This window comes from Micromonospora sp. NPDC047187, from assembly GCF_040643355.1.
GTDB lineage: Bacteria > Actinomycetota > Actinomycetes > Mycobacteriales > Micromonosporaceae > Micromonospora > Micromonospora salmantinae.
Window position 1 is genome coordinate 115,132 of the sequence record NZ_JBEYUF010000010.1, and the last position, 13,728, is coordinate 128,859.

Below are 13,728 nucleotides of genomic sequence, written 5' to 3' on the forward strand. Positions count from 1 at the left end.
AAATCAACGGAGTGAGGCCGCAGGCCAGCACAGACCCTCAGGCAGGTGAGGACCGGCTAAACCGCAGCCGCCAGCCCGCCATCCCGCTGGTCGATCGTCTGCGGACGTGGACGCTGACCTTCAGCGTCTCACCCATCGTAAGCAACCCCGCGATTCCAACCACCTGTCATAGCCCCTCCCCCCAGATGGCTATAGCCACCGGCATGCCACCCGAACGGGTAAACCTCGGCCAGACCATGCGGAGCGGCGTGTCGCAGTCATGGACAGGTGTACGAAGCGGAAACTGTCTGCGCCGGTGTGCGCAGTGTCCACTGGCGCACGGATCGTCGGGGAGGACGTGCGTGGAGCCAGATCAGGGGCCCCGGTCGGGACTATGGTCGGACGAGCCCGACGACGTCGATCTGCTGGCATTCTCGGCCGTGGCGACGACGGTGATCGACGCAGTGTTAGACGAAACACTGGATCCGGTGGCCGTCGGCGTTTCTGGGGCGTGGGGCAGCGGGAAGACCACCGTCCTCAAACTCATCGAGAGCGGCCTCAAGGAACGCAATCTCGGTCCCGAAAAGCAGATCTTGATCGTCAGCACCGACCCGTGGCGCTACGACCCCAGCGCGGGCGCGAAGGAAGCCTTGATCGGTGAGATCCTCGCCGCCATCACCCGTAAGCTGCACGAAGTCAACACCGAGACCGGGTCCCGCGCCACCTTGGAGCTGGCCAAGAAGCTCACCAAACGCGTGCAATGGTCCAAAGCGATCAGGTTGACGGCCCGCGCCGGAATCACGATGCAGCTGCCCAAGCTCGACGATGTGCTGGACCTCGTCGCCGAACCGTCGGACAACGGGCCCGGCGCACCGCGCGGCCTGGAGCAGTTCCGCGGCGAGTTTGAAGCGCTGATGGAATCTCCGGGCCTGGCCGGGGTGGAACGGGTGGTGGTGCTCGTCGACGACCTCGATCGGTGCCTACCCGACACCGTGGTCGAGACGTTGGAAGCGATCCGGCTGTTTCTGGCCGTGCCCAAGATGGCCTTCGTCATCGCCGCCGACGAGGATCGGGTCGCCGACGCGATCCGGGACCGGTTCCCCGCTCCCGGTCGTACACCAGATCCGACCGAAGAGTTCCTCCCGGAGGAGCCTGCCAGCCTCTATCTACACAAGATCGTCCAGACCACTGTGCCGATCCCCGCGCTGAGCAGGTTCGACACCGAGGCGTACCTGATCCTGCTCCAGTTATTGCACGTCACCGAACGCGAGGAGCTGAGGTCGTACACGCGGCACTGCGACGACCAGCGCCGCGTCGGCGGGGTTCTCGATGACCTCGGCGCCGTGATCACCGGCCGCGCTATCACCGAGCAGATGGCGTTCGCGGCCCGACTGACCCCGATTCTGTACGAGAAGCTGCGGGGCAACCCGCGCCGGATCAAGCGATTCCTCAATGACCTACGGGTGCGTCAGACGGTGGCAGTACACCGCGGGATCACCCTGGACGAGGACGTCGTCGCAAAGCTGATGGTCCTAGAGAAGCTGATCAAGGACGGTTTCACCCACGTCCTCGACTGGCTTGCCAAGGGCGATCTGCGCGAACAGATCCGCACCTTGGAGAAGGCCGCGGGCCGGACTGTCCGACGCCCAGCGCCAGAGACTGGCGCCGCACAGGAGGCCTCGGCGAAGCCGGAGCCGGTGGGCAAGGGCCGGGGCATCCCGAAGTCCGCCCCGGACGTCCCGGCCGCGGCGCAGTTCAGTGACGATCTGCTGCGCTGGGCGAAGCTACCGCCCGCACTGGCCGACGACGACCTCGCCCCGTACCTGTATTTGGCGGCGTCGTTCACCGGCAAGCTGCTGCTCGACACCGGATTGCCGAGCCGGTTGCGGGATCTGGCCGCGAACCTGGTGTCACACTCTCGCGCCGAGCAGAAGTCCGTCACCGACGCCGACCTCGATGCACTCGGCCTCGCTGATGCGACCCTGCTGATCGAATACTTCGGGCGAGTCGGCCGGGACCAACCGAGCAACCAACCTGCGGCGTTCGCCGCCATCGTGCGGCTGGTTCCGCGCTACCAGCAGGCGGCGGACGCCGCCAACCGAGCCCTGCAGACGGTTCCCGCCGACGACCTGACCGTCCCCGCCATCATGAGGTTCCAGAACGACGCCCTGACGTTCGCCCCGGTGCTGCAGCGGTGGTACGACAGCACCACCGACACTCCCGTGCGCAACGCGCTGGGCCTCGTTCTCGGCACCGGGCGGTAGCCGGTGGGAACAAAGGGCTCTTACACCGGCGGCGGAGGCAAGGCAGGTAAGGATCTACGCGACGCGGTCGCGCAGTGGGCCGGCAACGGAGCCGGCGCCCGTCCGCCGATGACCCCCGCGGCGCTGGCGCCGGCCCTGCGGCTGTTCCGCAGTGGGGGCGACGGCCCCGGTGGTGGAGCTGGCGGCGCCGGCGGCGGGAATGCAAGTGCGGGCGGGGGTGGCGCTCAACGGACGATCGCCGGTTCGGCCCGGACCGCGAGCCGGGCCGCGGCTGCAGCCTACGGATTGCGTACCGGCGACGCGCAGGCGCTGCGCGACCTCGGACTCGACTACGACGCGCTGCGTGCCAACCCCGACCCGCTACAGGTCACCAAGGCCATCGTCGACGCGGCGTGCGGCCCGCTGCAGGACGGCACGATCGAAGATCACGAGCAGCGGTTGGTCGCCGCCGACATCGCCAGCTGGATCCTGCAGGAACAGGCCGATGGCACCACACCGACTGCCGATGAGATCGTCCGCGAGACCATCGCGCTGATCGTGTTCGAAGCGGCCTGCAGCGAGACCGCTGCACGCCTTCAACAGGGTGATCCGACCGCGGCGGCGGTTCTTGCCGCCGAGGACGAGATGCGCGCCACCGCCCGCGTGCTGGCCGACAACGCACCGCTGAGCGTCACGGGCGCCACCGAAAGCGAACTGAGACAGGCCATCGAGAAGGGCATCGAGTCGTTGCGCACGATCTGGGGCCGGCCATGAACACCTTCACGATGGCCTTCACCATCCCCGAGCAGCTCTCACGCGACATCACCCGCTCGACGTTCTACTGGACCCCAAACACGGCCGGATCCTTCGCCAGCCCGGTAGGCCCGAGCCTGAGCCAGTTCGGGCCCGTCCGGTCTGCCAATGCAGACCTGGTCCGGCTCGCCGCCCTGGTCTACGCCGCCGACCGGTCCGTGACCCGCCGCGCCAACGGCTCGAGCTGGTCACAGCGCCGATTCCAGCTGCACGTCCCGGTCACCGACCCCGATCTGTGGCAAGCCAGCCAGGCACACTGGGAAGCGCTGCTCGGGTTCCTGTCCGGCGACGCGTGGTCTCTGGCCTTCCACCGGGCCCGACTGCCCGCCGAGCCCGCCGTCGCCTACCGGTATGCCGGTGTGCAGCGGGTGGTGCTGCTCAGTGGCGGCGCTGACTCCGCCGTGGGCGCCCTGTTGTCGCAACACGAGCTCGGCCAGCGACGCCAGCTGCTGTTCTCCCACGTCGGCGCGACCAACCTTGCCCCCCGGCAACGTGACGTCGCCGATCGCATCGCCGCTCTGACGGGCGGCCGCGATCTGCCTCACCAGCAAATCCGGTTCAGCCGTAAGGCGGCCCAGCCGGACGGGCATCGGTTCCCCGACGAACGCTCGACGCGCACCCGCTCGCTGCTGTTCCTGGCGCTCGGACTGGCCATGGCCTCCATCGAACAGGTCGAGCTACGGATCCCGGAGAACGGCTTCGCGTCGCTGAACCTGCCGCTGGGCGCCGACCAGCGCGGCAGCGTGTCCACCCGTACCACCCACCCGTACTTCGTGCACGAACTCAGCAGGCTCGCCACTGCCGCCGGCGCTCACGCACCGATCAGTAACCCCCTGTCCGATATGACCAAGGGTGAGATGTTCACCCGGGTCAGCGACCTCATAGGGGCGAAGACCGCCTCGGAATTCCTATCCGCCACGCACTCCTGCGGCCACACCGGACATCGCAGCCTCGGCTACCCGGTGCTTTCGCATTGCGGGGTGTGTTTCGGCTGCCTGCTGCGCCGGGCCTCGTTTCGCGCTAGCCAACTCACCGACCAGACCAGCTATCTCAACACGACAAATGATCCGCGTCTGACCGCCTACCTACGCGACAAGTCTGTCGAGGCGTCGCTGCGTGGATTCCTGGGCCGTGGCCTGCGTAGTGCCGACCTGCTGAGCCTCACCTTGCCCAATCAATACCCTCTAGCCGATGCGAAGTCACTGATCGAACGCGGCATGCGCGAACTGGAGAACATCCCCCGATGACCCCACGGTTGCCCGCCCTCGATATGCACGCCCACATTGACGTCAACATCGACGCCGCGGAACTCGTCCAGCTGCCCGGAATCGTCTTCGCGGCCTGCCGCACCCTGGCCGAATCTCGTGCCGCCCAGCAGCGCCGCGACCTCCGTGTCGTTTGGGGCGTCGGCTGCCACCCCGGGCTGGCCCGCAACCACACCAACTTCGACGCCGCGGAGTTCGAGGACCTGGTGACCGGCACCCCGTATGTCAGCGAAATCGGCCTGGACGGCTCAAGCAAGGGCGGTCTGGCCCGGCAGATCGTCACGTTCGACGCGATCCTCGACACGTTGCAGCGCCACCCACGCCTGGTCAGTATCCATTCGGCTGGCGCGCACGACGAGGTCCTGGCTGCCCTGGCACACCGACCGATTCGCGGGGCGATCCTGCACTGGTGGACTGGAAGCCCGGAGCAGACCCAGCGGGCCGTCGAGCTCAACTGCTATTTCTCGATGAACGCCAGCGCAATGAAACGCATCGACGCCCTCGGGCAGCTTCCCCTCGACCGGATCCTTCCAGAGACCGATCACCCCTTCGGTGACCGCAGTGCCCCGCAACCCCGCATGCCGGGCAGCACCACCAGCGTCGAGACGGCACTCGGTCGGCACTTCGGCAGCAGCGCTGTTCAGGTCCGCGCCGTGGCCTGGCGCAACCTGAGCCAGCTGGTTAGAGACACCGGCTGCTCCGCGCTGTTCAACCGGTCTCTGCTCAACCAGCTAGCAGCAGCCAGCTGACCCGAGCGCCGAGCCTAAGCCCTACGGGTGGTGTTGCAGCGCCCGTACCGGGCTCAGGATGAGATAGCAGAACCGCAGCACCTCCAGGAGAAGTATTAGCACGACGAGGGCTGATCAGATCCGTACTTCTCCTGGCTGCCCAACCAGGAGCAACCACGTTCGGCTACTCGAGCAGGACGAGACAGAGTTCCGGGACCCACTAACTCGCCGCAGCTGACCTGCTGGATGTTGGCCCCTTCGCTAGACCAACCGGCGCGACCTCTCCGTCTAGAACCACGGCGCCAGCAACTGTTGAATTACTTTGAGTAGTCGATGGGGATGCAGAAACGGACCTGTGGCGCACCGCGGCGCGTCGATGGTGAGCTTCCGGGCCGCCCGCCCGGTGACGTTCCAGTACCGAGTGACCTGCCCGCCCCGCGAACTTCTGACGAGCTCCTGAACGAACATGACGTGCGTTAGGTGGCGTCAGGTCGATACCGCGCAAGGCGAAAAAGCCGACGGGGTCAACGGCATTGGATTCGGTCGCGGGCTTCCCGGTGTGGGTCTCCAGGTGCAGGTGCGGCCCGGATGAGTGGCCGCTGCTGCCGACCTGGCCGATGACCTGGCCGACGGCGACCTGCTGGCCCACGTCAACCGATGGGCGGCGCAGCATGTGGCAGTAGCGGGTGACGGTGGAGTCGGGGTGCCGCAGTTCCACGTACCAGCCGCACCCGCGGACGGTGACCGGGTGGCCGTCCACGTCGCAGGAGTAGGGGCTGCCGTCGCGCCGGTGGGCGTTGCAGACCACGCGGATCACCAGACCGGACGCGGCGGCGTGGATCGGGGTGCCCTTGGTGGCGGCGATGTCGACGCCGTCGTGGCCGGGCCTACTGTCGGTCCGGAACCCGGACACGACCGTTCCCTGGACGGGTGCCATCCAGCCGCCGACGCTGATGCACTGCTCACCGGGACTACCGGTCGGTTGGTCGGAGACGAGCCCGACGAGGGCGGCGGCGTCGTCCTCCCACCGGGTGTAGGCGTCGGGGTAGGCGGAGCGTTGCACGGCCTGCGCGGCGACGGTGAGCGGTAGGGACTGCCACCCGGGAACGGTGACGAGCGCGCGGTAGAACGCTCCGGCTGCGTACTCGGGATCCATGATCTGCGCGGGTGTGCCCCAGCCCTGGCTCGGTCGCTGCTGGAACAGCCCCCGTGAGTCGTGGTCGTTGTCCTCGCCGAGGTGCCCGAGGTTCCGCAGCCCGGATTCCTGCAGGGCGGTGGCCACGGCGATGACCTGCCCGCGGACAGGTATCCCGCGCTGGACGCCGACGGTGACGATGACGCCGGCGTGGTGCACCTGCCCGGTGTCGTAACGGCCGGTGGTGCCGGCCGGGATGGTGACGACCGAGCAGGCCGTCGCCGCGCCGGTGAAGGTGACCAGTCCGGCGACGCACAGGGACGCGACCCCAACGACGACGGCGGCAGTGAGGGCGATGAGGCGGCCGCTCATGGCAGCCACCGCAACGTGTGTAAGCGCATGAGGGTTTCCCGTCGAAGTAGGTGCCTACGCCGACCTGCCGCACGGGGTCCGGCGTGGCCGGGCAGGGATGCGCACCGGTGGCACAGGTTCACGAGGTGGATGCCGGGTGGTGCGGGGCATGACCGTTGGTGGCGGCCAGTTGGGCGATCCGGTCGATCAGGGTCAGCGGTGAGTCGAGCAGCCCGCTGACGCCGGTCCGACGGATCCACTGGACCTGCCGCAGGGAGATACCGTGCCGCTGCGCGAACGCGGCGAGTTCGACGTCTGGGTCGGCTTTGAGGTCGGCCCACAGCTGCCGCCACCGGTCATAGGACGCCTGGTCCTGCGGCACCCGACGCAGCACGTCAGCGGGCGGCATCGGTCCGGCCACCGTCACGACGTCCCGCTCGGGGTCCGCGTCGACGTCACCGCCGGCGGCCGGCACGGGCACCGGCGGTGGGCGCAGGTCGGCGCCGATGACGCGTGCCCAGCCGGTCACGTCGGCGTGGGCGGTGAGGTCGGCGGCGACCGCGTCGAGGTCGAGGGTCGTTGCGGCGATGTCCGCGCGGACGGGGTCGTCGTGCCGGGACCGGATCAGCGTCTCCACGTGCGTGGCGAGGGCGGTGCGGCGTTTCTCGTCGCGCAGTTGCTGGCGGGCGACGTGGAGGGACTGGTGCAGCGGCAGGCGCTGGGCGAGGGCGAGGGAACGGGCGCGGCGGGTGACCGCTGGTTCGCGCCACCACTGGGTGAGGCCGTAGACGGGGGCGGTGTCGGCGAGTTTCCCGGTGGCGCGCAGGGCGTCGCGGCGTCGTGCGGCGCTGTGCATCAGCCAGATCGCGTAGGCGAAGACGCCGAGGCCGCCGAAGACGACGGCCAGGTATGCCACGTCGGCGTGGCCGACGATGTTGGTGGTGACGCCGACGGTGACTGTGGCGGCGGACAGGGTCCGCCACCCGTAGGCGGCCTCGCCGAGGCGTTGCCGCCAGTCGGCGAACGCGGCGGTGACCGCGCCGCCGAGGTCGATGACGATCGCGAACGGTGCGACGAACAGGGCACGCCACCACCAGTGCAGGGTGTCGGGCCACGGCGGGATGTGTACGCCGACCCAGATCTGGCCGATGGTGGAGCCGAGGGCGGCGATGGCGTAGAAGATCCAGGCGGCGTGTTCGACCGGTGGGCGGCGTCCGGGCGCCGCCCGGTGGGGTAGGTCCAGCCGCGGGGGCCGGTGGTGCTCGTCGAGAGCCATGCGCTTCTCCTCCAGAGGAGAAGGTGGCCCAGCGCCCCAGGGGCGACGCTGGGCCACCTTCGGGTGGGCATCCCGCCGCGACGGCCACCCATGGGGGTGTCCGTCGCTGCGTGCGTGCGGGTCAGGTGGTGAGGCGAAAAAGGGGGGCGAGTGGGTGCCGGCCGCGGGCCTGCACGCCGCCCCCGGTGAGGGCGGCCGGGAGTGCCCGCTCACGCGGCGGCGTGGGCGCGGCCGTCGTGGCGGTGGTGCCGGCTTGTCGCCTGACGCCGTCGGGTTAGGTCAGCACCGCGGGAAGCGTTGCCGCCAGCGCAGCCGTCTTGGACGCTGTCCGGAACATCGACACCGCGTTCGCGGCGATGTCGGCGATACCGTCCGCGCGCTCGCGTGCGGTGAAGGGCAGCCGCGCGTGCGGGCCGACGCGGAACGCGGGCAGCTCGTAGTGCTCACGGGCGACCACGGTCCCGTCGGCGGTCGTGTACTCGTAGAAGTCCCCGAGGTTGAGCCCGTCGATGGTTGTCTCCTGGTTGCCGGTGCACACGACGACGAGGTCGTAGGTGCGGCCGTCGATGAGGCCCACACCGGGCAGCGCGACGGGCTGCGCCCGGCGGGGCAGCACGGTGAGTCGCCGGACTCCGAACCGGTCCGGGCGCAGGTACCGGCCGATCCCCTGATACCTGCCGCGGCTGTCGTCGCGCCATTGGTCGCAGGTTCTGGGCAGGTCCTCGGCGTACCAGTCGATGCGCTGGACCTGGTCCAGGGCGGCGGCGGCCATGAACGGTTGCGGGGCGAGGCCCAGGCACGATTCGACGGCGCATCTGGCGGAATCGCCGCCGCCGATCACCGCGACCCGACGCACCCCGCGCAGCGGCCACATCCCGGCCATGCGGTGCATGAACTGCGGGTAGGCGAGGATCGTGGTGCCGTTGGCCACGTCCTGACCGGCCGGGTCACCCAGGCCGCGGGCGTCGATGACCCGCCCGGCGAGCAGCGACGCCCTGCCCTCGATCTGAACCTCAACTCCGGGGTCGCCCTGGCGGACGGACAGGACGGTGGCGTTGGGCACCACGTCGGCGAACTGCGCCAACGCCAGGCGGATCACGAAGGCCATGTCCGTGTTCGTCTGGTACTCGGTCATGGACACGTTCGCTGCCTGGATCGGGGCGCCCGGCAGGTAGTTCGGGCTTGTTCCCTGGTCACCCGCCAGGCCCGCGCTGCCGGCACGGTTGCGGGAGTTGAGGTGAAACACCGGCCGGGTGGTCATCGCGAAGCTGCCGCCGACGCGCGCGGTCCGCTCCAGGACCAGCGGTTTCGGGTGACCGCTGAGGACGCGCACGGCGGCGTAGGTCGCGGCGTGGAAGCCGCTGCCGATGATGACCTCCCGGTTGAGGTGCTCGGCGCTGAGCAGTTCCTGCTGACGCTGCTCGTCGGCCCAGGAGGCGTCCAGGACCTCATCGGCGTAGGCGCGGCCGTACGGGTCCAGGGCGATACCGGTGAGCCGGGCCTGCGTCGGGCTGGGGAATTCCTGTTCGCGGTGCATCATCGCCCGCATGCCCGCGGCGGCGGACTCCTTCACGTTGATGGCGGTGAGCAGGGACGTGATCTGCGCGGATGGCTCGAACATGCTGTCCTCCTCGGTCACCGGGATACCGCGCCGGCCGTGCACCTCACACCCCGGGGCAGCCCCCCGGGGTTACGGCACAGGGCCGGCACGATCCCCGGGAAGGGATTTACTGGGTGGGCGTTGGGGGCCGGCGGTTGCCGGTCCCCGAGTTGGGCAGGTCACCGGCAGGGGCGCCGGGGCGCGGCGCTGCTCGGCCTGTCGGCCGCGCCGGAGGATGGTGCTGTCAGGCGGTGACCGGGAGGGGCCGGCTGCGCAGCGGCGCGGTCAGCTGACCGTCACTGGTGCCCATCAGCCGGCTTCCGGTCCGACCGGCGGCGGGCCGGCCAGGGCGAGCGCCACCGGCTCCGGCGCGTCGGGTCCGTCCTCGCCCGGGGCCGCGGCGTCACTCTCGGCGGGGGTGAGGTCGGCCAGGATCTGCTTGGCCACCCGCAGCACCGTGGCGGCGCACTCCTTGACCAGGTCCATGTCCCCGTTGGCCCAGCCGAACACGTAGGCGTCGGAGAAGGCCGCGCTGTCCATGCCCAGGGCCCGCAGCACGATGTGCGTGACGCTCTCGGCTTCGGTTTCGGTGCGGCCCCGGTGCAGGGTGTGCCCGGACGTCAGGGCGTCGAGGTGCCCGCAGCGGATGTGCGCCAACTCGTGCAGGGTGGTCTTGGTCCGCTGGGCCGGGTCGACGTCGTCGCGGACCTGCACGATCCGGATGTCCGGGCCGGGGACCGTGACGCCGTTCGCGCCGTTGAGGTGCCCGGTGTGCGGTGCGACAAGCTTGTAGTCGTAGCCGTCGTCGGTGATGAGGGTGACCAGGTCGTCGTAGACGCCGGTCGGGTCGTCGCCGACGAGCAGCTGCGGGTGGTTGCCGCGCTGGTTCACGCGCCGGCGCATGAGCACGGTTGGTGGGTCGAAGGGTTCCCCGTCGGTCTGGGACAGCTCGAAGGTGTTGGCCAGGCCGAACCCGACCAGCTGGACCGCCGGACGTCCGGAGGGTTCCCGCCGCACGGTGCGGCCGTTGGCCTCCCACGCGGCGGCCTGCTCCTCGGTCGGGCGGCGTTTCCTGGGCGCCCAGATTTTGAACGCCTTCTCGCCGGCGCGCACGTACCGCTGGTGGGCTTTCCACCCGGTCGAGCCGTCTTTCCTGCCGTATGGAAGGAAGTAGCGGGGGGTGATGCTGCGCTCGTCGGCCTGCACCAGCAGCAGGATCTGGTTGCCGAGGCTGTAGCGGGCCCCGAACGCGGCGACGTGGTCGATGAACTCGATCCACTGCGCCGGGTCGGCGGCCATCCGCGCCAGCCGGTCGTCGAAGTCGGCTTTGATCTTCGCCAGCAGCCCGTCGCGGTCGCCGTCGCCGCGGGACGTCTCCTCTTTGCTGCTGGTGGTGTCGTGGTGCGTTGCGGTGCTGTGGGCCCTGGCCTTTCTGGCCGGGGGTTTACGCGTGGCCATCAGGTGGCCTCCTATCCCCGCCTCGTGGCGGCGGACAGGTGGGGACCCGGTGCGGCCCCCACCTGCCCGTAGGCACGAGGTGAGGCCGCCGCCCCCCATTAGGGACGGACTAATGCCGGGTGAGACGGCAGTGAGGGCCGGTCATCGGGCGATCACCACCTCGTCGTCGAGGATGGCGAACCAGGGGATGGCCGTCGCCCGGCGCAGCCGGGTCAGCCAGCTGTCGATGACGCCGATCGGGCCGTCGGGGTCCGGCAGCGGATGCCGGCGGGTGAAGTCCGGGTCGTCCTCGGCTAGGCCACCGGTCTCGGCGAGGGTCCTTGCGAAGATCCGGATGGCTTCGCGGGTGACCGCGTCGGTGCTCGGGCCGACGATGAGGATCGGCGCGTCGTCCCAGTCGATCAGCCCGTACACATCCCCGCCGGCTGGGACCGCCGTGGGCCGCTCCCCCACCCGGCAGATGACCGGTCTGCGGGTCTTCATCACCGCGTCCCGGTGTCGGCGTCCGGGGCGGCCGGGCGGTCGTGGCCGCGCATCGTGGCCGGGTCGAAGACGGCGGTGTGTCCGCGGCCGGTCGTCTTCGCTGCGCGCATCGCCCGGTCGGCGCGCCCGAGTGCCCGCCGCTGATCCGGGTCCTCGTGGGGGGTGAAGACGGCGACACCGGCGCACGCGGTGACGGTGACGGTGATCCGGTGCCGGGTGAGGCGCAGGTCGGTCGGTGCGGCGACGGCGGCGACCAGCCGGCTGGCGTGGCGGGGCGCGTCGGCGGGGTCGTTGAGGATGACGGCGAACTCGTCGCGTCGCATCCGGAACACCGCGCCGCCGACGGCGGACGCGACATGCGCGAGGTGTCCGGCGGTCAGGACGAGTAGTTGGTCGAACGCGCGGTGGCCGAGACGCCCGACGACCGTCCGCGTGCCGTCGAGGTTGATCAGGATCACGGCGACCGGACGGCGGTGGGCGACGGCGGCGGTCAGCGCCGCGTGGAAGCCGGCGCGGTTGCCCAGGCCGGTGAGGTCATCGCGGTGGGCGGCGTGCGCGGCGGCGGTGAGCGCCGCCCGGTAGCGGCCGGCGGTGCGGCGGCCGGTCAGGTGGGCGGTGATGGCGGCGGTGAGTGTCAGCGCCGCGACGACGGCGGTGATCTGCGCGAAGGTGGACATGGGTGCCCACACCTCCAATCCCAGCTGGGAAGGGTGGTGGGGGCAGCCGGGATGCCACCGGCTGCCCTCACCTCAAGCGGTGCGCGAACCCCCTGTGGGGGGTTCGCGGGCGGTGCCGGTGGCGCCCGGCGCGGGCGCCGGACGGGGCTGTTAGTCGGTGGTGGTGCCGGTGATGGCGGCCTGCCAGACGTGCGGGGGCACGCCGGCCTGCAGGGCCTGCGCGAGTAGGTGCGCGAGCCGGTAGTCCGGGTCCGCGTCGAGGGCCCGGTCGACGCCGATGCGCGCCATGGCGCCGTCGCCGTCGAGGTAGGCGGTGATGGCGAGCAGGCAGGCCGGGGCGGCGCTGAGTCCCGGCGTGGCCCGTCGGGTCACGTCGGTCCACAGTCGCCGTTGCGCGTCGCTGCCGTCGCCGGTGATCCAGGCGTGGTCGCGGACCTCGGGGACCATGAGCACGGCGGTCAGCCACGCCACGTCGTCGTCGGACAGAATCTCCCCGCGCTCCGCGCGCTCGTAGGCCTGCCGGACCGCGGTGACACCGTCGGTGACGACCTGTTCGGGCGGGGATGACGGCGGCTGCCCGCCAGCGGCGGTGGTGGGGTCCCGGCCGTCGGTGAGGATGCCGGCGAGGCGGCGCAGCGCCGTCTCGGTCGCGGCGCGCATCCGCTCGCGGTCCGGCCCGGTCACCGGGGTGATCAGGTCCTGCAGCGCTGCCCGGTCGGGCAGCGGCGCGATCCCGAGGTAGACGGCCTCCGCGGGGACGGTGCTGCCGGACGGGTCATACGCCACACCGTCGGCGCAGCCCGGGGCACCGCACAGGCACCAGTAGCGGCCGTCGGCGACGCGCAGCACCTCGGGCACGGTGACGTCGATGCTCTGCAGCGCGGCGCTCAGGGCGGTGGTCGCGGGTGCGACGCGGTCGGCCGGGCCGTAGCCGACGAGGATCACCGCCGACGCGTTCTGCGCCAGCAGGGCGGCGGTGTGCGCGGCCGGGGGTGTGAAGTCGTCGAGTGCGGACGGTTCGGGCAGGTCGAGTCGGGCGACGAACTGGATCCGCCGGTCCTCGAGGGCGATGCAGACCAGGCTGTCGGTGGGGTGGAACCCGAGGAGGTAGGGCACCGCGACGACGATGTCGTCGCGGCTGGTGAGCCGGAGCGTGCGGGGTGCGACCACGGTGGGTCCTCCTTGACGATGCGGTGAGAAGTGGGCCGGCGACCCCTGGGCCGCCGGGTGGGCAATTCAGCGGCAGTGGGTCAGAGCGGCCAGGACCGCGTCGACCTGTGCGGTGGTGAGGGTGCGGGCGGTGCCGTCCCGGTAGCCGGTCAGGGCGATCGGGCCGAGCAGCGGCAGCCGGGCGCCGCCGAGGTGGGCGATGAGCAGACCGGCGGCGGGGTTGGGGCGGCGGCCCAGCGACGGTGTGTGCGCGTCGCACCAGGCGATGAGGTGCGCGGCGGCGAGCGGGATCGGTGTCGGCGCGGCGCCGACCGCGCGGCGCAGCCAGGTGTCGACCCGGCCGGTGCGCTGCCGGGTGTGGTGTTCGTGGCTGGTGCCGTCCTCGGCGACCACGATGAACGTGTAAGCGGTGTGCGCCATGCGGAACCCCTTGGAGTGGGGCGCCGGGGCGGGCCGGGTGGGCGAGCACCCCGGCACCCGATGTGGGGGGGGGGGGGCGCGCCGCGCAGATCGGGCACACGCACAGCCCCGGATCGGGCCCCCCGCCGCC

Annotated in this window: 12 protein-coding genes; 4 read left to right on the top strand and 8 right to left on the bottom strand. The window is 70.8% G+C overall.

The annotated features are described in order from the left end of the window. The first annotated feature begins 11 nt into the window (after positions 1–11). The 4 genes from ABZ794_RS18265 (at position 12) to ABZ794_RS18280 (ending at position 5,049) form a co-directional block, all read left to right on the top strand. Entirely contained in the window at positions 12–2,243 is a 2,232-nt protein-coding gene (locus tag ABZ794_RS18265; RefSeq protein WP_357516485.1) for a P-loop NTPase fold protein, read from the top strand. A gap of 285 nt (positions 2,244–2,528) precedes the next feature. Next, positions 2,529–2,996: a hypothetical protein gene (locus ABZ794_RS18270; protein WP_357516487.1), complete on the top strand. Its 468-nt coding sequence runs from the start codon at positions 2,529–2,531 to the stop codon at positions 2,994–2,996. Further along, positions 2,993–4,282 (top strand): hypothetical protein, encoded by a 1,290-nt coding sequence (locus tag ABZ794_RS18275; RefSeq protein ID WP_357516489.1) that lies wholly within the window; start codon positions 2,993–2,995, stop codon positions 4,280–4,282. Before ABZ794_RS18270 ends, ABZ794_RS18275 begins: the two co-directional genes overlap by 4 nt. Then, positions 4,279–5,049, top strand: a complete 771-nt coding sequence (locus tag ABZ794_RS18280; RefSeq protein ID WP_357516491.1) for a TatD family hydrolase — start codon at positions 4,279–4,281, stop codon at positions 5,047–5,049. Before ABZ794_RS18275 ends, ABZ794_RS18280 begins: the two co-directional genes overlap by 4 nt. A 199-nt stretch (positions 5,050–5,248) precedes the next feature. Here the strand turns inward: ABZ794_RS18280 and ABZ794_RS18285 are convergent, their stop codons facing one another. From ABZ794_RS18285 to ABZ794_RS18320, 8 genes are all read right to left on the bottom strand, one after another. After that, positions 5,249–6,535 (bottom strand): M23 family metallopeptidase, encoded by a 1,287-nt coding sequence (locus tag ABZ794_RS18285; protein ID WP_357516492.1) that lies wholly within the window; start codon positions 6,533–6,535, stop codon positions 5,249–5,251. A gap of 118 nt (positions 6,536–6,653) precedes the next feature. Then, positions 6,654–7,790, bottom strand: a complete 1,137-nt coding sequence (locus ABZ794_RS18290) for a hypothetical protein (protein WP_357516494.1) — start codon at positions 7,788–7,790, stop codon at positions 6,654–6,656. Positions 7,791–8,064: 274 nt separating this feature from the next. Beyond that, positions 8,065–9,411, bottom strand: a complete 1,347-nt coding sequence (locus ABZ794_RS18295; protein ID WP_357516496.1) for a hypothetical protein — start codon at positions 9,409–9,411, stop codon at positions 8,065–8,067. Positions 9,412–9,699: 288 nt separating this feature from the next. After that, entirely contained in the window at positions 9,700–10,848 is a 1,149-nt protein-coding gene (locus tag ABZ794_RS18300) for an ArdC family protein (RefSeq protein ID WP_357516498.1), read from the bottom strand. A 141-nt stretch (positions 10,849–10,989) separates the two neighbouring features. Then, complete coding sequence (locus tag ABZ794_RS18305; protein WP_357516500.1) at positions 10,990–11,331, bottom strand: hypothetical protein; 342 nt, start codon at positions 11,329–11,331, stop codon at positions 10,990–10,992. After that, positions 11,331–12,008: a GGDEF domain-containing protein gene (locus ABZ794_RS18310; RefSeq protein ID WP_357516502.1), complete on the bottom strand. Its 678-nt coding sequence runs from the start codon at positions 12,006–12,008 to the stop codon at positions 11,331–11,333. The genes ABZ794_RS18305 and ABZ794_RS18310 overlap by 1 nt, the downstream gene beginning before the upstream one ends. A 150-nt stretch (positions 12,009–12,158) precedes the next feature. Continuing rightward, on the bottom strand, positions 12,159–13,178 hold the full coding sequence (locus ABZ794_RS18315; protein ID WP_357516504.1) for a DUF4192 domain-containing protein: 1,020 nt from the start codon (positions 13,176–13,178) through the stop codon (positions 12,159–12,161). 66 nt (positions 13,179–13,244) lie between these two features. Beyond that, entirely contained in the window at positions 13,245–13,598 is a 354-nt protein-coding gene (locus tag ABZ794_RS18320; protein WP_357516505.1) for a hypothetical protein, read from the bottom strand. Positions 13,599–13,728: the final 130 nt, after the last annotated feature.

Coding starts and splice junctions, on each gene's coding strand:
- ABZ794_RS18280 (WP_357516491.1), top strand. CDS start 4,279: ATGACCCCACGGTTGCCCGCCCTCGATATGCACGCCCACATTGACGTC.
- ABZ794_RS18305 (WP_357516500.1), bottom strand. CDS start 11,331: ATGAAGACCCGCAGACCGGTCATCTGCCGGGTGGGGGAGCGGCCCACG.
- ABZ794_RS18320 (WP_357516505.1), bottom strand. CDS start 13,598: ATGGCGCACACCGCTTACACGTTCATCGTGGTCGCCGAGGACGGCACC.
- ABZ794_RS18285 (WP_357516492.1), bottom strand. CDS start 6,535: ATGAGCGGCCGCCTCATCGCCCTCACTGCCGCCGTCGTCGTTGGGGTC.
- ABZ794_RS18310 (WP_357516502.1), bottom strand. CDS start 12,008: ATGTCCACCTTCGCGCAGATCACCGCCGTCGTCGCGGCGCTGACACTC.
- ABZ794_RS18290 (WP_357516494.1), bottom strand. CDS start 7,790: ATGGCTCTCGACGAGCACCACCGGCCCCCGCGGCTGGACCTACCCCAC.
- ABZ794_RS18275 (WP_357516489.1), top strand. CDS start 2,993: ATGAACACCTTCACGATGGCCTTCACCATCCCCGAGCAGCTCTCACGC.
- ABZ794_RS18300 (WP_357516498.1), bottom strand. CDS start 10,848: ATGGCCACGCGTAAACCCCCGGCCAGAAAGGCCAGGGCCCACAGCACC.
- ABZ794_RS18295 (WP_357516496.1), bottom strand. CDS start 9,411: ATGTTCGAGCCATCCGCGCAGATCACGTCCCTGCTCACCGCCATCAAC.